The 18,628-nt window shown below is 37.9% G+C and carries 22 protein-coding genes; 14 read left to right on the forward strand and 8 right to left on the reverse strand.

The window, feature by feature from the left end; genetic code table 11:
• Positions 1-1,016 (reverse strand): type 2 periplasmic-binding domain-containing protein (locus tag H1P_RS33930; protein ID WP_484133499.1); only part of this gene is annotated, 1,016 nt, incomplete at its 3' end.
• Between the two features lie 103 nt (positions 1,017-1,119).
• Positions 1,120-2,325, reverse strand: coding sequence for a TPM domain-containing protein (locus H1P_RS33935; protein WP_222427390.1), 1,206 nt, complete (start codon positions 2,323-2,325; stop codon positions 1,120-1,122).
• Positions 2,326-2,646: 321 nt separating this feature from the next.
• On the opposite strand from H1P_RS33935, the gene H1P_RS33940 reads away from it, so the two are divergent.
• From H1P_RS33940 to H1P_RS33950, 3 genes are all read left to right on the forward strand, one after another.
• Positions 2,647-3,726: a serine/threonine protein kinase gene (locus tag H1P_RS33940; RefSeq protein WP_144875971.1), complete on the forward strand. Its 1,080-nt coding sequence runs from the start codon at positions 2,647-2,649 to the stop codon at positions 3,724-3,726.
• Positions 3,727-3,809: 83 nt separating this feature from the next.
• Positions 3,810-5,105 carry a serine/threonine protein kinase gene (locus H1P_RS33945; RefSeq protein WP_144875973.1) on the forward strand — a complete coding sequence of 432 codons (1,296 nt, stop codon included), beginning with the start codon at positions 3,810-3,812 and terminating at the stop codon, positions 5,103-5,105.
• A gap of 209 nt (positions 5,106-5,314) precedes the next feature.
• Entirely contained in the window at positions 5,315-5,488 is a 174-nt protein-coding gene (locus tag H1P_RS33950) for a glycosyltransferase (RefSeq protein ID WP_281291291.1), read from the forward strand.
• Between the two features lie 14 nt (positions 5,489-5,502).
• On the opposite strand, the gene H1P_RS33955 is transcribed toward H1P_RS33950, so the two are convergent.
• The 4 genes from H1P_RS33955 to H1P_RS33970 form a co-directional block, all read right to left on the reverse strand.
• Positions 5,503-6,420, reverse strand: coding sequence for a DUF4336 domain-containing protein (locus H1P_RS33955; protein ID WP_144875975.1), 918 nt, complete (start codon positions 6,418-6,420; stop codon positions 5,503-5,505).
• Positions 6,421-6,503: 83 nt separating this feature from the next.
• Positions 6,504-7,433, reverse strand: a complete 930-nt coding sequence (locus H1P_RS33960; protein WP_144875977.1) for a helix-turn-helix domain-containing protein — start codon at positions 7,431-7,433, stop codon at positions 6,504-6,506.
• Positions 7,434-7,520: 87 nt separating this feature from the next.
• Positions 7,521-8,456, reverse strand: a complete 936-nt coding sequence (locus H1P_RS33965) for a LysR family transcriptional regulator (RefSeq protein WP_144875979.1) — start codon at positions 8,454-8,456, stop codon at positions 7,521-7,523.
• A gap of 212 nt (positions 8,457-8,668) precedes the next feature.
• Entirely contained in the window at positions 8,669-9,001 is a 333-nt protein-coding gene (locus H1P_RS33970) for a GNAT family N-acetyltransferase (protein WP_246142071.1), read from the reverse strand.
• A 99-nt stretch (positions 9,002-9,100) separates the two neighbouring features.
• On the opposite strand from H1P_RS33970, the gene H1P_RS33975 reads away from it, so the two are divergent.
• The 10 genes from H1P_RS33975 to H1P_RS34020 all read left to right on the forward strand — a co-directional run bounded on the left by H1P_RS33975 (position 9,101) and on the right by H1P_RS34020 (position 17,215).
• Positions 9,101-10,120: a zinc-dependent alcohol dehydrogenase family protein gene (locus tag H1P_RS33975; protein WP_144875981.1), complete on the forward strand. Its 1,020-nt coding sequence runs from the start codon at positions 9,101-9,103 to the stop codon at positions 10,118-10,120.
• Between the two features lie 128 nt (positions 10,121-10,248).
• Complete coding sequence (locus tag H1P_RS33980) at positions 10,249-11,244, forward strand: zinc-dependent alcohol dehydrogenase family protein (RefSeq protein WP_144875983.1); 996 nt, start codon at positions 10,249-10,251, stop codon at positions 11,242-11,244.
• A gap of 214 nt (positions 11,245-11,458) precedes the next feature.
• Positions 11,459-12,220, forward strand: coding sequence for an SDR family oxidoreductase (locus H1P_RS33985; protein ID WP_144875985.1), 762 nt, complete (start codon positions 11,459-11,461; stop codon positions 12,218-12,220).
• A gap of 259 nt (positions 12,221-12,479) precedes the next feature.
• Entirely contained in the window at positions 12,480-13,199 is a 720-nt protein-coding gene (locus H1P_RS33990; protein WP_144875987.1) for an SDR family oxidoreductase, read from the forward strand.
• Between the two features lie 21 nt (positions 13,200-13,220).
• Positions 13,221-13,850, forward strand: a complete 630-nt coding sequence (locus tag H1P_RS33995; RefSeq protein ID WP_144875989.1) for an NADPH-dependent F420 reductase — start codon at positions 13,221-13,223, stop codon at positions 13,848-13,850.
• Positions 13,851-13,945: 95 nt separating this feature from the next.
• Positions 13,946-14,698: a glucose 1-dehydrogenase gene (locus H1P_RS34000; protein ID WP_144875991.1), complete on the forward strand. Its 753-nt coding sequence runs from the start codon at positions 13,946-13,948 to the stop codon at positions 14,696-14,698.
• Positions 14,699-14,735: 37 nt separating this feature from the next.
• Positions 14,736-15,299 carry a nuclear transport factor 2 family protein gene (locus H1P_RS34005; protein WP_144875993.1) on the forward strand — a complete coding sequence of 188 codons (564 nt, stop codon included), beginning with the start codon at positions 14,736-14,738 and terminating at the stop codon, positions 15,297-15,299.
• Positions 15,300-15,338: 39 nt separating this feature from the next.
• Complete coding sequence (locus H1P_RS34010) at positions 15,339-16,019, forward strand: NADPH-dependent F420 reductase (RefSeq protein ID WP_144875995.1); 681 nt, start codon at positions 15,339-15,341, stop codon at positions 16,017-16,019.
• Positions 16,020-16,044: 25 nt separating this feature from the next.
• A complete protein-coding gene (locus H1P_RS34015; protein WP_144875997.1) occupies positions 16,045-16,425 on the forward strand; it encodes a nuclear transport factor 2 family protein in 381 nt (126 codons plus the stop codon).
• A gap of 40 nt (positions 16,426-16,465) precedes the next feature.
• Positions 16,466-17,215, forward strand: coding sequence for an SDR family NAD(P)-dependent oxidoreductase (locus H1P_RS34020; RefSeq protein ID WP_144875999.1), 750 nt, complete (start codon positions 16,466-16,468; stop codon positions 17,213-17,215).
• A gap of 226 nt (positions 17,216-17,441) precedes the next feature.
• On the opposite strand, the gene H1P_RS34025 is transcribed toward H1P_RS34020, so the two are convergent.
• A complete protein-coding gene (locus H1P_RS34025) occupies positions 17,442-17,816 on the reverse strand; it encodes a DUF5615 family PIN-like protein (protein WP_144876001.1) in 375 nt (124 codons plus the stop codon).
• A gap of 5 nt (positions 17,817-17,821) precedes the next feature.
• Positions 17,822-18,262 (reverse strand): transcriptional regulator, encoded by a 441-nt coding sequence (locus tag H1P_RS34030; protein WP_144876003.1) that lies wholly within the window; start codon positions 18,260-18,262, stop codon positions 17,822-17,824.
• Between the two features lie 54 nt (positions 18,263-18,316).
• Here H1P_RS34030 and H1P_RS34035 point away from each other — a divergent pair, with 54 nt between their 5' ends.
• Positions 18,317-18,508, forward strand: coding sequence for a hypothetical protein (locus H1P_RS34035; RefSeq protein WP_222427391.1), 192 nt, complete (start codon positions 18,317-18,319; stop codon positions 18,506-18,508).
• Positions 18,509-18,628 lie beyond the last annotated feature (120 nt).

Genomic DNA, 18,628 nt, shown 5'->3' on the forward strand with positions numbered 1-18,628 from the left:
GCCATAACGCGATCGCTTGCTACAATAATATCAACAATAGTTTTGGGCGCATCTCGACTACTGAGGGCGATGGTATTACCCTGACTTTGGGCTTGAGAAACAAAAGGTTCCCATAGTACCCCTAAAGCAATATCCGAATCTTGCTGCATCATTTCCCAGGCGATACTAGCATCTTCCACTTCGACTATTTCTAAATTAGACAGGGTAAAGTTATCAAATTTGGTATCGAGTACGGTAGCCAAAAACTCACTAGGGGTATCTCCTGCAAAGACTATTTTGAGCCATTTACCTTTACTGGCTTGCTGCTCGATTAATTTTTCTAAATCCAATAAAGATTTTAGTTGAGGATAAGCCTGATTATTAAAGACAATAGCATCAGCACCCACAGTACGATCTATTAAGCCCACAATCTTACCTTGAGGTTGATGAATTAGATATTGATCTAAAGTAGTAACGATGATGTCTGCATTTTCTTTGTCTATAGCTTGAGCGCGAGCTTGCTGATCGAATTCATCACTATAGCTTAATGCAATATTCGCTTCTTTTAAAGCATTCTGAAACTTAAGATTGCGTAATGTCGAATAACCACTAAAAGTATCCCCTAAAGCTTTCAATTTAACTTTGCCATGAGGAACAACATCAACCTCTTTATGATTGGTAACATTATCTTCTTGGCTTCCAATATAAGGTAAATTGTTGTCAAATAAGACAACACTGCCTAAGATTAAAGCGATCGCGCTAACTAAAATTAGATTATTATTAGAGTGGCTGTTGTTTTTTTTCTCCCTCGATTTCTGTTGTCCTTGTTTACCTTTATTTCTCGCTTCAATTTCTTTAATAGCTTGTTGAATATACTCATCGGGAATGGCTGCTTCTGTACCTGCATTAATTAATTCTTCAACTGTGTATCCTTGGTTCTGTTCTTTATTAGTTTGCTCTGTATAATATCTGGCAGCTAATTCTAGAATTTCATGTGCCGTGTCTTCATTAAGACGATGGTTTTTATCTTTCATCATTGTTATAGATCGAGACAATTTTTACTGTCTATCTTTTTGAGGATCGATATATCGATATGCTGATTGGCAGCAACTTTTACACAAATTCATTTTCTACGAGTAGTTACCAATCACCACCTGCACCACCACCACCGCTTGAACCCCCTCCAAAATCACCACCAGAACTTCCCCCACCATCAAAACCACCGCCACCGTAACCGCTATAGCTAGTATCAACATAGCTACTATCAACATAGCTCCTGCTGCGATCTTTACTGCGATTAGTAGGAGAGTATAAACGGGGAATACTGATTACTTTTTCTGTTTGATAATCGCAACAATGACACTTCTTGCTAATTAGACGTTTTCCTTTGCTGTTCCATGTTGCTTCTTTAATAGTTTCTTCAGTACGAATAACTGTCAATTCTTGACAATCTGGGCAATCTAAATAGCGATCCGAATTAGAAAAATAGGAAAGAATTACATAGGGATATTTCTCATTATGGCAGTTAGAGCATTTATAACCTCGGAAACTCGCTCCGCCTAGATTTTGAGCAATTCTTTGAGGTTCGGTTAATTCCAAATTGTTTACCTTTTCCATTGGTTGATTGCATTTAGCACAATGAATTTGTCGATTATCTCTGCGTTGCAAAGCAATTTTAGTTTTACGAGGATTGACAAAAATTTTGTTTCGTTGTCGCCACGCCATAAATCCTCTGGTTAGAATTAATCCCATTCCCCCAACAATGGCAAATATGCCCCAATTTAAACCTTTATCGACTGAATTATCGGAAGTTGTAATCGCCTCTTCAGTGCTATTTGAAGAGGAATTTAAAGCTACAATCAAAGCAGAAGTACCATCTAAAGTACCCCGATCGAAATCACCCTGTTTATATTGAGGAGTAATCTTAGTATCGATAATGTCTCCCACTTTAGCATCAGGTAGAATGCCCTCAATCCCATAACCAGTCTCGATTTCCACATGGCGATCGCTTACAGGAATCAAAAATAACACTCCATTATCAGTATCAGCTTTACCAATTCCCCAATGGTTAAATAGTTCTGTCGCAAATGCTTTGGGAGTAGCAGAAGGTGAAGTATCTGGTACGGTGACAACGGCAATTTCTGTACCGTTGGTTTGCTCTAAATTGTTAATCATGCGATTGATTTCGGTTTCGGTAGCATCGCTTAAAATATCTGCCATATCTGTTACCCAACCACCATTATCTTGACGGGGGTTAGTAACTTCTTCAACAGTTAAAGCCTGAGAGCTAAGAGGAGTTAGTATAACTATTGAACTGATAAAGCCCAAGGTTATCGTTTGTTTCAATGTATTTAAAGTTTTCACAGTCTGTTAAATTGTTTTGAGGCTCTATTATAATTATCGCGTTAGAATTGCTAGTAGTTTCTTGAATATTAACGACAATTTAATTATTAGTAATTAATTAAATATTTTCAATACCATTAGTTCATAATTTGCTTCATTAAAAAAGTTCATATAATCTCTACAAAAAGTTCATATCGTTAATTCATAAAGTTCATTGATGAGCGATCTTGGTGATTAAAAATTGCCTAATAATGCACGAATTTGACAAAGTTCATAAAGTTCATATAGTATTAGTATATACTGCTATTAAGAGAATGCAGAATTATGAATCATGAAGAGATGCTGAATTTTTTGCTAGAGTTTCTATCTTCTAACAATGAGACTCTAGAAGACATTCAACAAGACATTATTCGTGGTAGCCTTCAAGGAATGACCTATGAAACCATGCAACCTCAGTACAGCACTCTTCGTTATCGCAGTATTGAAACGATCAAAAAGATCGATGCACCTAAACTATGGCAAAAATTAACGAATATTTTTATTAAAGCAGAAGTCCTTGACCCTAAAAAAGAGAAAGTAGGCAAAAAAAATCTAATAATAATTATAGAACGCCTGATTAATGGATCGGAGCGCAAACCTAAATCAATAGTTATCAATAATCAGTATCAGGTAATTGATACTTTGCAGAAACACGATTTAGAAACAATTTATCTAGCTTATAATTTGCATCTATTAAATAAGCCCAAGTGTGTCGTTAAACAGTTAGAAAATGCCTCTCCTCGCAGTACTAAAAAATTAGAAAGACAGGCTAGGGTATTAGAAAATCTCGGAACAAAAAGCGATCGCGTTCCCCAATTATATGCTTATTTTCAAGCAGAAAATTATTTTTATTTAATTTCAGAATATCTTGAAGGACAACCTCTGAGTAAAGTTATCAATAATACTCCTTGGTCAGAATCTGAAGTTATACTTTTTCTGCAAGATGTCTTAGAAATTTTAGATTTAGTTCATCAAAATAATGCCATTCATCGCTGTATTACTCCTGATAATTTAATTTGCCAAGAGTCCGACAAACGCATTGCTTTAGTTAATTTTGATGCGGTTAAATGCTTAGATATTAGTTCTAATTTTACCAGTGCTATTACCGTTAATAATTATGCAGCACCAGAATTAATTATTGCACCGCAACCTTGTAGTGATTTGTATTCTTTAGGCAAAATTGCCATTCAATTACTAAGTGCTTTACCCCCTAAGCAATTAAGAGTAAATCCCCATACTTTAGATATTGTACTACCCGACAACATTAGAGTAAATTCTCATTTTGCCACAATTCTGCAAAGGATGACCTGCTACGATTTTAAACAACGTTACCAATCAGCTAGAGAAATATTAGAAATATTATAAGGATTTTATTCGATCTGCCCACAAGCTTTCAGTAAATTAGCGATTTTTCATTGATTAAAGTATTCTAGAATTGATTAAATATTATGGATGTTAACGTAGGAGAGCTTATACGCGATCGCTATAAAATAAAGAAAAAGTTAGGCAATGGTAATTGGGGTATTACTTATTTAGCAATAGATTTACAAGCAGAAAACTCTGATGATGCAGAATGCGTAGTTAAGGAAATTAAACCCTCAGAAAATTTAACATTAGAAGAAAATAAATATTATTTTCATCAAGAAGTTAAAGCATTACAAAGTTTAGGAAAACATTCTCAAATCCCTAGCTTAATAGACTCTTTTATTGAACAAGAATACTTCTATATAGTACAAGAATTTATTGCAGGAACTTTATTAAATCAAAAAATAAAACCAGGTAAAAGATTAATAGAGCAAGAAGCTCAACTCTTATTAATCAATCTCTTAAAAATAGTCCAGTTTATTCATCAAAATCAACACGTTCATCGCGATTTAAAACCAGATAATATTATTCAGCGAGATAACGGCGAAATCGTCATTATTGACTTTGGTACAGTCAAAGAAATTAATACTTTAAATCAAACCAATTCAGGGGATACTCTCTCTAGAGTAATTGGCGCACCACCTTATATTGCACCAGAAAGATTTACTTTTCCTCGACCGCAAGAAGTTGATAAAAATCCTCGTGTAGATATCTATTCTCTTGGTATTATAGGCTTACAAGCTATTACTGGTTTAGCACCAAATTATTTATATATCGATCCTCACAATGATGGCGCAAGACTATGGAGTGATGCCATACCCATTAGTCCCAGGATGAAAAATATTTTGAATAGAATGGCTCATCCTCAGCCTAATTATCGTTATCAAAGTGTAGATGAGGTGCTGCAAGATTTAAAAGCATTAGATGATAAAAAAGAGCCGATTCCTACCACTTCCAGAGTTAAATTCTTTGGTATTGGACTAACTGGTTTAATTGTGGGAGCTTTATTAATGAAAATCGTACCCACACCATTGACACTATTATTTATTCCCAAAACTCAAGATTATCCCATTAATTTTACAGAAGTTTGTAACTCCCCGATTATTAAAGGACAAGAATTTAAAAACCATCAAGGAACACCAGAACATATTACTTTAAAATATACAAATCCTATCTGGTCTGTATTTCGCTGGAAATGTATTTTTACTTATCAAGACGATACTCAAATTAGAGGAATCAATCTTAATGACTACTGCACAGTAACCTATAAAGAGTCTGAATATAAATACGAAGCTTATTTTAAAAATTACCTAGATAAAAATTCTTGGTATTGTACCAATGTTGGCACTAAATTAAAACCTAAAATCAATAATCAATAAGCTATTATCAATTATTTTCAGTGTTAGAAATACTGTTAACATTATGAAAATTACGGCGTTGGTGATTTAAGTAATGACGTACATAATGTTACTATTCGTAGCTTTAAGGCTCTAGGCTCTAGGCTCTAAGCTTTTTTTATAATTAGAGAAAAGCGATAATTGCTAAAATCATACCTTAATTCGCCAATGCCAAAACTACTATCTTAAGCATAGGTAATCGTGGCGATGTTCAACCTTTTATTGCATTGAGTTTGGGTCTAAAACAGGCAGGATACACAATAAAAATAGTAACCTACTCAATCTTTGAATCTTGGATTAGAAGTTATGGTTTTGATTTTGCTGTAATAGAAGGTAGTACCAATTCTCGCGCAATAGCTAGATAGATAGAGAATTAGTATTATTTGCTTCCACCTTGTCCCATAAGCCGTGGATAGATTAAATCGGCAATAAGCACAATTAGCGCATGGATAGGCAAGACAATAAATAAAAGCATTGAGAATCGCGTCGCAGTCATGATAGCTTCGACAATAAAAGGTTGTGGTTCTAGCCAGTTAAAGGCAGAATCCAAGAAGTTAGCGACTTGCTCTTCCTCATCCAGACACAACCAAGGGCTATGAGCCACGATCAAGTGTTTGGGTTTCCAAGTACGGACAGTCTTCAGGGAATCACGTAGAGATACTCGATCAAAAGTATGTGCAAGCTGCACTCCAAAGGGTGTGTTTTTGTACATCTGATTCCATCTAGTGGTCATACGGGAAATAGGCGAAAAAATCGTTGGTTCAAAGTCCATTATCATATCTGTAAAAACTACAGTGTGCGACTCGCAATGGAAAAAGACAATCTCGTCAAACCATCCGTTTCCCGAACCGAAAACACATTGTTCGATCTGATCGATCCATTCAGGCTCAAAAGTGTCTGTAGACAAGGTTTTGTCAAAGGTTAAGTCTTTGCGCTTGGGAACTAACCGAGGTGAAGCATAAAGCTTCGCCTTGGGATATGCTTGCTGCCAGTCTCCCATATAAAGATGGTGCAAGTGATTGGGTGAGACGAGATACTTTACCACTCCGAGTGCGTTAATCTCAGTACGAATGTCGGGAGTTAGCTGGATGGGGGAAAGAATCAAAAGGCTGTTGTCGTTGAGGCGAATGACAACTGAACGATGGGTATAGGGATAACGGGGCTGCATTGGAGGACGGTAGTGAACATAATCCTTTGCCTCTATTGTCCAGATATTCGAGGCAACTTCGATTAGACCACTTTTCAGTTCACTAGGAATTGGGCGAAAATTTTGTGTCAAAGAGTACCTCCCTATCAATATTGAACATATTTAACACGCTAATTCTGACAATTTTGCGGAGTAACTAGCTTGTAGATTCTGGTTGTTTTTGTATATTCTTGCTATTTGTTGAACTCTTGTAAATAGTTTTTAGGCGTAATACCCACTAAACGTTTGAAATGACGATGAAGATGACTTTGATCGACAAAACCCACTTCCATTGCTATCTCAGCAATAGATAATTTTCCCTGTTGCAGTAAGTTTTTGGCTCGTTCGATACGACAACGAATAACATATTGATGGGGTGTAATGCCTGTAGTTTCTTTAAAAAGTCGCGAAAAATAATGGGGACTCATTTGCACGGAGGTTGCTAATTCCTTTAAGCTTAAGTCGCGATCAAGATAAGCATCAATATAATCAATTATCTGTTGTAGTTTATATTGAGGCAGTTTACCTTCTACGCTTTTAAAAGAATTACAAGTAACTGAATAATGTTCTAGTAAATGAAGAATCAGTGTATTAATTAAAGTCTCTGCATAAAGACAACTGCTAGTACCATCTTTGATTAAAGCGGATTTAAGTGCTAGTCCAATTTGATAGACAAGTGGATCGGGAGTGGCAAACTGAGGCAAAAGTTCAATCTTATCTGGATCGACTACCTCGTAAATAGTTTGAGCAAAAACTGTAGGCTCGATCGCGATTGTTAATGCACTACCTTCCTTATCCCATGATGCTTGATGAGTTGTATTGGCAGGGACAATGATACATTCTCCCTGAATAGTTTGTTCCTGCATGAAACGCCCATCGATTGTTCTTTCTGTATAAACGGGTGATGATGGCATATCAGTTAGAATACCAATACAGTGTTGTTTGGCCGAAACCTTGGGCAATTCTATTGGAGGCTGTCGATCGTAAGCGATCGTGATACCCAAATCATCCCAGCCAACAGATACACTAGAGATTAAAGGCGATCGCTTAAAAACACGTTTATAGGCTTCTTCTTTCTCTTTAGCAAAATCGAGCGACAGATATGGTACTAAGTTATTCCGCATATTCGCTCTAAGTACTGAGATATTAAGAGAATACCCTGAACTCCATCAATCTGATACAAGGTTTAAGCTACTGCTGTTGATTTTGTCTTACCTGTCATAATTAATTTGGTTGACTGCTAGTGCAGCATTAACTATTTGTTCTCTTAGCCACTGATATCCAGGGTTATTGGTATTGCGTTGATGCCAAACCATCGATACAGTAAAGCCTTCAATAGGAATTGGTGGTGGCAATAATTTTAAGTTCATCGTTTTGGCGCACTGTTGAGCCATACGGCTAGGAAGCAAAGCTACACAGTCTGAATTAGCCAGTAAAAAGGGAACTGCCATAAAATGAGGAGTTGACCAAATTACCTGTCTAAATTGCTGTTGACGCTTTAATATTTCATCGGAAGTTCCTTGAAAATCATCCCGCAGCGATACTAAAATATGCGATCGCTTTATATAATCTGCAATAGATAACTCTGTCAGAGAATTATCGCCTCTGATGACACAGACAAATTCCTCTCGATATAAATTTTCTTCAACGTGCCAACTTTTGAGAGGCAATTTAGCATTAATAACTAAGTCGATACGATCCTTATCTAAAGCATCCATGACAGTTTCTTTATCTAGATTATTAATGCGAATACGAATACCTGGTGCTTGAGTAGTTATCTGCTGTATTAAATTAATGCCGATTGTAGTCTCAACATAATCACTGGCTGCAATTCTAAAAGTCTCGTTTGCTGTAGCTGGATTAAAATCTTCTTTTTCCAGTAAAGTTAATTGAATTTCTGTCAAAATTTGCCGAATGCGATCGCTTATTTGACGGGCATAGGGCGTAACTTCCATCTCTCTAGAAGTGCGAATTAAAATGTCATCTTTCAAAATAGTTCGCAGTCGTTTCAGAGAATAACTCATCGCGGATTGACTTATATTTAGTCTGACCGCTGCTTTGGTGACATTGGCTTCTGCAATTAAAACATCAAGGGCGACTAACAAATTGAGATCGAGTTGGCGAAGATTAGTGTAGTCAATATTCATAACTAAAAGTTTAATATCAATTATATTGATACCTACTATTTATCATATTTGTTTGACTAATATAGCGAGTTTTACTAATCTACAGATATAACTCTAAAGTCGCAGTTTCTCAGCGATTTTAGATAATTGAGGGCAATAATAGCAAGTTATTTAAATCTATCTAAATCTAGTAAATAGGAGCGGATTATGATCAGTCTCTCATTACTATATGGTTAAAAATCAATCCGAAATTCTAAACCATGCTCTTGAAAACCTAATCTTGTATATAGCTGATGAACTTTAGAGCGGGACTTTCTACTGGTAGCAATTAGCTTATAGCAACCTTGTTCTCTAGCTTCTTGGATAACTTGTTTTACTAATTGTGTTCCTAAACCTCTACCTCGATTGTCTTCAGCCACATAAACATCTTCCAGCAAACCAAAAGGCTCTTGATGAAGATCGTTGTGCATTAGATAAAGATAAGCTCTAGCAATTTCGCGATCGCTTTCAACAAGAGAAAATTTAATTCCTTTAGCGGAAACAGTATTAGTTGTAATTTCCATCATCTTAAATTTTGAGATTCTGCCACTGAAACCCTACAAGGGGTTAGAGGCTTTATTTGCTCAATAAAACCAGTCTTTTTTTAATTACCTATTACAATCATTATGGTTAAAATTGCTCGTTTTCATCAATTTGGCGATCCCGATGTTCTTCAATTTGACGAATTACCTTTAAACGATCCAGGTGAAGGAGAAGTACGTGTTCGTGTATCTGCAATGAGCTTAAATCGAGCAGACTTATTATGGATGGAAAACAATTATGTCGAGACACCCGAATTACCTTCAAAATTAGGTTACGAAATTGCGGGAACAGTTGAAGCAATTGGCTCAAAAGTAACAGAGTTGGTGATTGGCGATCGCGTAAGTTCCATACCTGCTTTCTCTATTAGTGATTATGGAAACTTTGGCGAAACTGCAATTTTGCCTGCACGGGGTTTGATGAAAACACCCGATAACTTTTCTTTCGCTGAAGGTAGTAGCTTTGCTTTTTCGTATTTTACAGGTTATTTTGCCTTACTAGAATTAGGACAATTGCAAGCATACCAAACAGTTTTAATTACCGCAGGTACTAGCACTACTGGTTTAGCAGCGATCGCTATCGCCAAAAAAATTGGTGCCAAAATTATTGCTACGACGCGCACCAGTAAAAAACGTCAGATTCTACTAGATGCGGGGGCAGATTATGTCGTTGCTACTGAAGAAGAAGACTTAGCTAGCCGAGTTATGGAAATAACCAATGGACATGGTGCAGATGTGATTTATGATGCTGTTGCAGGCGCACTTAGCGAACAATTGTCCCAAGCTGTAGCAATTCGCGGTCACTGGATTGTCTATGGTATTCTCGACATGGAAAACATTGGTTCATTTCCTTGGATGACTGCTTTTATTCGTAGTTTTCGCTTCCATATATATAAAGTTTTTGACTTCACGGGAAATCGTCATCTTGGCTTACCAGCAGATGAAGCAGCTTTTAATCGTGCCAAACAGTTTATTGCAGCAGGGTTAGCTGAGGGGTCTTTTCCTGTCATAATCGATCGTGAATTTCAAGGACTAGAAAATCTAGTTGATGCCATGAAATATATGGCATCTAATCAGGCTAGTGGAAAAATTGTTATCACAGTTTAACGATCGATCCACATGACATTTTAGATTTTGAGATTCTGCCACTAAAACCCTATACAGGCTTAGAAACATTATTTGCTAAATAGAACCAGTCTTTTTTCAATTATTAATTAGGAAGAACAAATATTATTATGGTCAAAATTGTTCGTTTTTATAAATTTGGTGATGCTGATGTTCTTCAGTTGGATGAATTGCCATTATCCGAACCAGATAAAGGAGAAGTTCGTCTCAAAGTCGAAGCAATTGGTTTAAATCGAGCCGAGGTAATGTTTCGGCAAGGACAATATCTAGAAAAACCAGAAAGTTTTCCCGCAACTCTTGGTTATGAAGCTTCTGGAGTGATTGATGCTATTGGTGAAGGGGTAACAGAATTTCAAATAGGAGATCGCGTTTCTACTATTCCAGGTTTTTCCCTGAAAAAATATGGCGTGTATGGAGAAAGTGCGATTGTTCCAGTTTCGGCGGTGGCTAAATATCCCGAAAAACTATCTCCCCAAGAAGGTACAGCTATTTGGGTGCAATATATGACGGCTTATGGTGCATTAATCGAATATGGACAAGTTAAAGCAGGTGATTTTGTGCTGATTTCGGCAGCTAGTAGCAGTGTAGGCTTTGCTGCAATTCAGATAACTAAAGCTGCGGGAGCAGTGGCGATCGCTACTACCAGAGGAGTTAGTAAAAAACAAATGCTGCTAGATAATGGCGCAGATTATGTGATTGTCACCAATGATGAAGACTTGGTTACTAGAGTAATGGAGATTACCAACGGACAGGGAGCTAATTTAATTTTCGATCCTGTAGCTGGCTCTTTTCTCGAAACTCTTGCCAATGCAGCAGCACCAGGAGCAACAATTTTTGAATATGGCGCATTAAGTCCTGAAGCAACCACGTTTCCACTGTTTCCCGCGCTGCAAAAAGGATTAAAAATACAGGGCTATACTGTATTTGAAATTACCTCCGATCCTGTCAAGTTAGAAAGAGCCAAACAATATATCTACGATGGTTTAGATTCTGACAAGCTAGTACCCATACTCGATCGCATTTTTCCCTTAGAGCAAATAGCAGAAGCTCATCGCTACATGGAATCTAATCAGCAAACAGGCAAAATCATTGTCACAGTGCCGTAAACCATTGGTAACAAATTTTCAGAAAAATAGCGATTGCGCTTAGATATTCAACTATTTTTGTCTCTCAAAGCAATAATCGACAAATTATGGCAAGAAGTTACAAGATTTTGGCGATCTCAAAATTGTAATTTGACAAATAGAGCGATCTTCTTTTAAGGCAAGAGTATCTCTTGTCGCTACGAAAGCAACACTAACACCAAAAAAAAGTTGACACATGACTAACAATCTAGACGGAAAAGTAGCATTAGTAACTGGGGGAACGACGGGAATTGGTAGAGAAACCGCGATCGCATTCGCCCGTGCAGGAGCAAAAGTAGTTGTCAGTGGTAGAGGAAGTGAACGAGGTCAAGAAACAGTAAATTTGATTCAAAAAGAGGGTGGAGAGGCAACTTTTGTTCAAACAGATATTTCTCAAGCAACAGAAGTTGAGGCTTTAATTACTCAAACAGTAGAAATCTATGGTAGTCTCGACTGCGCCCTTAACAATGCAGGAGTAGAAGGAAAGCTCGCCCCAATTACCGAACTGAGCGAGGAAGACTTAAACCAGGTTGTCGATATCAATCTTAAAGGAACTTGGTTCTGTCTTAAATACGAAATTATGCAAATGTTGAAGCAAGGAAAAGGAGCTATTGTTAATACCTCATCAGGTTATGGTGAGGTAGGAGGAGCTAACCTCAGTCCTTACTGTGCAAGCAAACACGGGATAATGGGTTTAACTAAATCCCTCGCTCTCGAATATGCCAAGCAAGGCATTCGCATCAATACCATTGCTCCAGGACCAATCGATACTGGTATGCCCGATCGAGGCACTTCTAGCAAAGAAGTACTAGATAATTATATTTCTACTTTCGTGCCAATGGGCAGAATGGGAACTGCACCAGAGGTAGCAGAAGCAGTTATTTGGCTTTGTTCGGATGCTGCATCTTTTGTAACGGGTACTTCAATTGCAGTAGATGGTGGCTATTTAGCACAGTAAAAGTAATCAAGCAAAAACCAAGAAGTCACAGATTATCTCGATGTGTTGTTTCAGTTTAACTAGGCAGGAAAAGTAACTCTGTTTCGAGAGTATTTTGACTCTCTTAAACGACAACAGTTTGAAACCTTTGACGAAGACTAATATAGCGATCGCAAAATTAGGAAATCTCTTGAAATTAAATATCTTGTCCCAAAAATGATGATATTGGCGATCGAACATTTAACCCAATCTTACTTTTTTAAACATTGGAGAACATAAAATGAGTTTAGATAAAGTTGTAGCTGTTACAGGTGCAAGTAGTGGTATTGGTGAAGCCATTGCTAGAGAACTAGCCGATACAGGTTGCCAAGTCATGTTAGCAGCGCGTCGAGAAGAACGACTTAAATCTCTTGTCGAAGAATTAGGAGATGGGGTTGCTTACCACCTTACCGATGTTACCAATGCCAAACAAGTACAGGAAATGGCACAAGCAACCATAGATCGTTTCGGTAAGATTGATGTCCTAGTTAATAATGCAGGAATTATGCCAGTTAGTCCCTTAATTGACCTGAAAATAGACGACTGGAATAAAGCCATTGATATTAATATACGCGGTGTGTTGCATGGAATTGCTGCGGTACTTCCCCATATGAGCGATCGCAGTAGCGGTCATATTATTAACATTGGTTCGATCGCTTCACTCCATGCGATACCTAATTTTGCTGTCTATTGCGGTACTAAGTTTGCTGTCCGAGCCATTAGCGAAAGTTTGCGTAAAGAAACACTAGGGAAAGTAAGAGTGACAATTATTTATCCTGGTGCAATTGAAAGTGAACTAATCTCCTCTAGTAACGACGAACAAACATCAAACCAACTTGAAAGCAATTTTAACGCTATTTCCCCAACAGCCATTAGTCAAGCAGTACGTTACGCGATCGAGCAACCAAGTGAAGTAGCAGTTAATGAAATCGTGGTTCGTCCATCCAATCAAGAAATATAAACACTTACACAGGATAAAATTATGAAAATTAGCATTATCGGTTCGGGAAATATCGGCGGAAATTTAGGCAAACATTGGGCAAAAGTAGGACATGAGGTGATGTTTAGCTCCCGACATCCCGAAGAATTAAAATCGATGGCAGATGAGGTGGGTGCAAAAACTGGTAATGTCGAGGAAACTGCTGCTTTTGGAGAAGTTATTTTACTAGCAATTCCCTATGGTAAAGTTCCTGATTTAGCGCAGCAAATTGGCAGTTTAGATAATAAAATTCTCATCGATGCAGCTAATCCCTATCCCCACAGAGATGGAGATGTGGCACAAAAAGTAATTGATGACGAATCCCAAACCGCAACTGGTTACGTCGCCAGTCAATTTCCAGGAGCAAAAACCGTCAAAGCATTTAATTCTGTTTTCTATCAAGTATTTGCCGAACAAGCATTTCAAGAAGGAGATGACAGAATTGCTGTTCAGGTTTGTAGCGATGACGAACAGGCAAAAGAAACAGTCAAGCAACTTATTGAAGATATCGGCTTTGCTCCTCAAGACTTGGGCGATCTCAGCAAAGGTGTTCTTTTTGAACCTAATGCACCGCTTTACAACAAAAATCTCAAAATTGGTGAAGCCAAAAAACTATTGAGTCAAATTCAATAACAGATAGCAAAAAATCTCAGCCATTACCGATCCATCATCTCTATTCAAGAGTGGCAAAAACTTTAAAAATCAAGAAAATTAAAAGAGATAAGTCCATGAAGCTTTTACTAGATGAAAAAGTAGCAATTGTCACTGGTGCCAGTTCTGGTATCGGTCGTGCGACAGCGATCGCTTTTGCTCAAGCGGGTGCAAAAGTTGTTGTGGCTGCACGACGCATTCAAGAAGGAGAAGAAACTGTTCGTCTTGCCAAAGATGCTGGTAATGATGCTCTTTTCGTACAAACAGATGTTACCAAAGCAACGGATATAGAAAACCTTGTCAATAAAACTTTAGACACCTATGGTCGTTTAGATTTTGCCTGCAATAATGCTGGTTCTGGCAAATCTGTTCCACTCACACAACGCTCTGAGGAAGGATGGGATATGGAAATAGATGTCAACCTAAAATCGGTTTGGCTATGTCTAAAATATCAAATTCCTGCCATGCTCAAAACAGGAGGTGGAGCAATTGTCAATATGGCATCAATGGGTGGTGCGGTCGTTGGTGTTCCTGGTCTTTCTAGCTATAACGCAGCGAAGGGAGGGGTATTAGGATTAACCAGATCGGCAGCAATGGAATTTGCTGGGCAGGGTATTAGAATTAATGCTATTAGTCCAGGATTGATTGCAACAGATATTCTCTCTAACGTTGAAGAGGAAGTTTTACAAAAAATGATTGAGACAATTCCTCTCAAAAGAGCAGGAGAAGCCAAGGAAATAGCCAGCGCAGTTATTTGGTTGTGTTCTGAAGGAGCTTCTTATATTACAGGGCAAAATATAGTAATTGATGGGGGATTCACTGTTCAATAAACCTCAAAACCGTAATTATTCATCAGGAGTTGAAAATATGCCATTTCATGATATTACTGAATTGCCATCAGGATTCTGCGATCCTAATACAGCGTTAGAGTCAGAATTATCAGTCGGAGATCGCGTTCAAATTACAGAGTTACTCCACCGCGTCTATTTATGTGAAGACAGTCGGGATTATGATGCACTGAAGCAAATTTTAGTAGATGACTATATCAATGAGCATCCTTTGTTTGGAAAACATGAGAGCGCAAGCAGCTTTATTGATTGGTTTAAAAATACTCCTGCTGGCTTTGATGGCATTCGACATAATTGTTTAAACTCAATAACTCGCGGAATTAGTAAAGATGTCGCGGAGTCGCTTAGCTATATCCTGGTAATCCAGCTATTTCCTGCTGAATCCCGTAACGAGTCCCCCAGTGAGGAACTGGATTCATTACTGCCTCGTACTATTGGTCATGGTGGTGTATGCGATCGCTGGATACGTAAAGAAGATCGTTGGTATTTACAACATCGAGTTTATCAGCAAATGTCTATTAATGCTGCTTTTTTGCCAGATAATGCGATGCGGGAAGAAGCTGCAAAAACACCAAAAAATTAATAAATTCAAATCATCATTAAACAACACAGTAGCATAAATATGAAAATTGGTATTCTCGGTAGTGGTAATATGGGACGCTCTTTAGGTATTCTTTGGGCGGAACAAAAACACGAAGTATTTTTCGGCTCACGTACAGCAGAAAAAGGACAAGCTGTCGCCGAATCTGCGGGGAATAATACCCAAGGTGGCACAAATGATGAAGCAGCAGCTTTTGGAGATGTACTTTTATATACAATTCGTGGTGTTAATCCCGCCGAGGTATTGACTTCCATTGATGTTCTCGATGGCAAAATTCTGATTGATTGTAATAACTATGAAATACCTGAAAACTTTGCTTATCAACCTATAGAACTTTCTTTAGCTGAAAAACTAGCCTCCGAAGTTCCCCAAGCGCTGGTAGTAAAAGCATTTAATACAATGGCACAGGAAGTATTTGAACTATCGCCACAACCGCTAAATGAATATAACGTTTCAGTATTCGTAGCGGGTGATGACGAGGATGCTAGAAAAATGGTGATGAGTCTGGCAGCAGATATTGGTTTTGCCCCCGTTGATTGTGGTGAGTTACGCTTTTCTCGATTGATTGAAGGATTAGGAGACTTTATTCGTTATCTAATCATTGGTCAAAAACTGGGTGGTTACGCCACAATTTCGGTTGAAACTTTACCTGAAGCTAAAAACCAGCGTTTGGGCGGAAGACAATCTTCATCACTTCACTAAAATTGTATTCAAAAGAAAAATTATCATGACTGAAAAACTAAACACTTCTATCCTTGTAGATCGATATTTTCAGGCAACCCAAAGTAATGATGCTGCAACCTGGGCAGCTTGTTTTGCTACTGATGCCACTGTTGACGATCCTGTAGGCAGCCCACTAATTAAAGGGACGGATGCCATTCTAGAACGAGGCAAAGAGTTTATGGCAAATTTCAAGACGGTAGGTTTATACCCAGAATATGTTTCTATAGATAATTTTAGAGCAGCAGCTAAATGGACTGGTCGTGGTGTTACCAAAGACGATCGATCCGTTAAATTCGAGGGGATTAATTTTTTTGAATTCAATAAAATGGGAAAGATTGCTAACCTCGTTGGGTTCTGGAATCCTGCGGACATGGTTGAAGCGTAACAAAAAATAATTTATACATACTAAATAAAAAAAGCACGATATGACAACAAATAGAAAAGTTGCGGTGATTACTGGTAGTCATAAAGGATTAGGAATAGCGATCGCTCGTAAACTGGCTTTATTAGATGATGTTTGGGTGATTATTACCTCCCGTAAAGAATCTGACAGCAAAGCAACAGAACAAAAGCTCAAAGCCGAAGGTATAGAAGTAGATCGTCACCAATTGGATGTTAGCGATACCGAGAGTGTTACTAAGTTTATCGAATGGGTAACTTCTGCCTATGGTCGTGTCGATATTTTGGTTAATAATGCAGGGGTTAATCCCTCCAATGTATCAGAGGAAGCTAGCATTCTAACTGCTAAACCAGAAACCATGCTAGATACTTTCACTACCAATACCATCGGTGCATTACGGATGTGTCAAGCCGTCATTCCCTTAATGCAACAAAGAGATTACGGAAGAATCGTTAATGTTTCTACGGAAATGGCATCTTTGCAACAGATTCCTCAAGATTTCTATCCGATCGCACCATCCTATAGAATATCTAAAGTTGGACTAAATGCTATGACAACTCTCCTCGCCAAAGAGCTTAAAAACACTAATATTCTCGTCAATAACTATTCTCCAGGTTGGATGCAAACTGATATGGGTGGTCGAGATGCGCCCTATACAACCGAAGAAGGAGCAGAAACAGCTATATATTTAGCAACATTGCCCGATGGAAGCTCACAAGGCGGATTCTTTGCGGAAACGCGTAAATTTGGTGGTGCAGTTGCCCTTCCTTGGTAAAAAAGGCGATCGCGTTTGGATACACAGTATTCAAGACAAATATAAATTTAGGAGACTTTACAATGAAAATTCTAATTATATGGTGTGTTAAAGAAGATGCGAATTTCAGCGATATTAAAGCGACTTTACTGGAAAAAGAGCGTTTTGCTTAGCGTTCTTATCTCTCAGACGAATAAAATAAGTACAATCATTTTAAAAATCTTTAATCGGCGACAGAATTACTCGCTTAATTAGGTTGCAGGTAAACAATCCTATTTTGCCAATTAGCGTCATTTTGAGTCTTCCACAGCCAAACAATTGCTCTAACTAATCCACCAAAATTACTCGGAGAAATAGAGCGATAATCGATAAAAATCACACCTGCATGGTTAAGATTAGCTTGCCCCAATTTAACTAAAATAGGTGGTATAGTTTTTTGATCGTAGGTAACTAAAGTGAGATTGGCTTTCGCAGCAGCTTGGAGAATTGTTTCATCATCGACACCAAGATAATGACCATTTTGCCAAGTGTGGAGCGAAAATATGGGAATTTCTGGATATTTACGAGCGATCTGCTTGGCTATTTCTGGAGAGATTTGTTCGTCAAGGAGAAACGATAACATTAATCTTAGATATCCTCTTCCATAATTTCTTGAGGAATTGATATAAGTTCGGTTTGAGGTAGTAATCGCTTGATAGTTGTGTAATTAATTGCCCAAGCATCTGCGATCGCATTGTTCAGTTCTTCAGGATAAGCTTCAGCATAGTTAAACGCTGCTTGCAACCAGGTAACTGGCTTTTGTAGATGGTTAGCAATTTTTACTAAATCGCGAGCGTATTCATCAGCTAACATCATTACTTGCCATACTGCCAAATTAGAATTTTTCATATAAGCTTGTCTGCCCACAGGAGAGTTACGAAATTCGATATAAGCAAACTCACTTTGTCTTAAGGATTCTTCAATTAACATTGCTCCTGTTTCGCTGGGAGTTTTTCCCAAACGACGAGCTAATCTTTGTAATCTAGCTTCTGTATCTGCTGCTAGTCTAGTGCTGACTACTTTGGACATTTGAAACACTGTGTTGAATTCTATAGTTACATTGTAACTGATAGCTACAATAGTTTGATTGAGTCACAAAGGCGATCGCTGAAAGCAGAAAGGATCGCCAAGGGAAAAGTAAGATTTCATATATTTGTGCAGCGTAGGTCTAGCGAATACCTAATTCATCCCAGAGATCGAGGTATCGACTTTAGTAGTAGAGAAATATACCTAGAGTATCAACGAAAGTTAGAGGGTCTTTATCTCTTTAGTTGAGGGTCGATTCAAGACGTTTTTCAGATGTTTGCATTCGGAGAAACCCATAAGATGAAGTCAGTTCTTAAGAGAACAAGTCAATAAGTTAACTAGGGTTTGCTGAAAAAGTAAGCGAAAAAA

Origin of the sequence: Hyella patelloides LEGE 07179 (genome assembly GCF_900659865.1) — a bacterium.
Taxonomy (GTDB): domain Bacteria; phylum Cyanobacteriota; class Cyanobacteriia; order Cyanobacteriales; family Xenococcaceae; genus Hyella; species Hyella patelloides.

Excerpts from the sequence above, each read along its gene's own strand:
- H1P_RS33940 (WP_144875971.1), top strand. The coding sequence starts at position 2,647 with ATGAATCATGAAGAGATGCTGAATTTTTTGCTAGAGTTTCTATCTTCT.
- H1P_RS33945 (WP_144875973.1), top strand. The coding sequence starts at position 3,810 with ATGGATGTTAACGTAGGAGAGCTTATACGCGATCGCTATAAAATAAAG.
- H1P_RS33960 (WP_144875977.1), bottom strand. The coding sequence starts at position 7,433 with ATGCGGAATAACTTAGTACCATATCTGTCGCTCGATTTTGCTAAAGAG.
- H1P_RS33965 (WP_144875979.1), bottom strand. The coding sequence starts at position 8,456 with ATGAATATTGACTACACTAATCTTCGCCAACTCGATCTCAATTTGTTA.
- H1P_RS33970 (WP_246142071.1), bottom strand. The coding sequence starts at position 9,001 with ATGATGGAAATTACAACTAATACTGTTTCCGCTAAAGGAATTAAATTT.
- H1P_RS33975 (WP_144875981.1), top strand. The coding sequence starts at position 9,101 with ATGGTTAAAATTGCTCGTTTTCATCAATTTGGCGATCCCGATGTTCTT.
- H1P_RS33980 (WP_144875983.1), top strand. The coding sequence starts at position 10,249 with ATGGTCAAAATTGTTCGTTTTTATAAATTTGGTGATGCTGATGTTCTT.
- H1P_RS33985 (WP_144875985.1), top strand. The coding sequence starts at position 11,459 with ATGACTAACAATCTAGACGGAAAAGTAGCATTAGTAACTGGGGGAACG.
- H1P_RS33990 (WP_144875987.1), top strand. The coding sequence starts at position 12,480 with ATGAGTTTAGATAAAGTTGTAGCTGTTACAGGTGCAAGTAGTGGTATT.
- H1P_RS33995 (WP_144875989.1), top strand. The coding sequence starts at position 13,221 with ATGAAAATTAGCATTATCGGTTCGGGAAATATCGGCGGAAATTTAGGC.
- H1P_RS34000 (WP_144875991.1), top strand. The coding sequence starts at position 13,946 with ATGAAGCTTTTACTAGATGAAAAAGTAGCAATTGTCACTGGTGCCAGT.
- H1P_RS34005 (WP_144875993.1), top strand. The coding sequence starts at position 14,736 with ATGCCATTTCATGATATTACTGAATTGCCATCAGGATTCTGCGATCCT.
- H1P_RS34010 (WP_144875995.1), top strand. The coding sequence starts at position 15,339 with ATGAAAATTGGTATTCTCGGTAGTGGTAATATGGGACGCTCTTTAGGT.
- H1P_RS34015 (WP_144875997.1), top strand. The coding sequence starts at position 16,045 with ATGACTGAAAAACTAAACACTTCTATCCTTGTAGATCGATATTTTCAG.
- H1P_RS34020 (WP_144875999.1), top strand. The coding sequence starts at position 16,466 with ATGACAACAAATAGAAAAGTTGCGGTGATTACTGGTAGTCATAAAGGA.
- H1P_RS34025 (WP_144876001.1), bottom strand. The coding sequence starts at position 17,816 with ATGTTATCGTTTCTCCTTGACGAACAAATCTCTCCAGAAATAGCCAAG.
- H1P_RS34030 (WP_144876003.1), bottom strand. The coding sequence starts at position 18,262 with ATGTCCAAAGTAGTCAGCACTAGACTAGCAGCAGATACAGAAGCTAGA.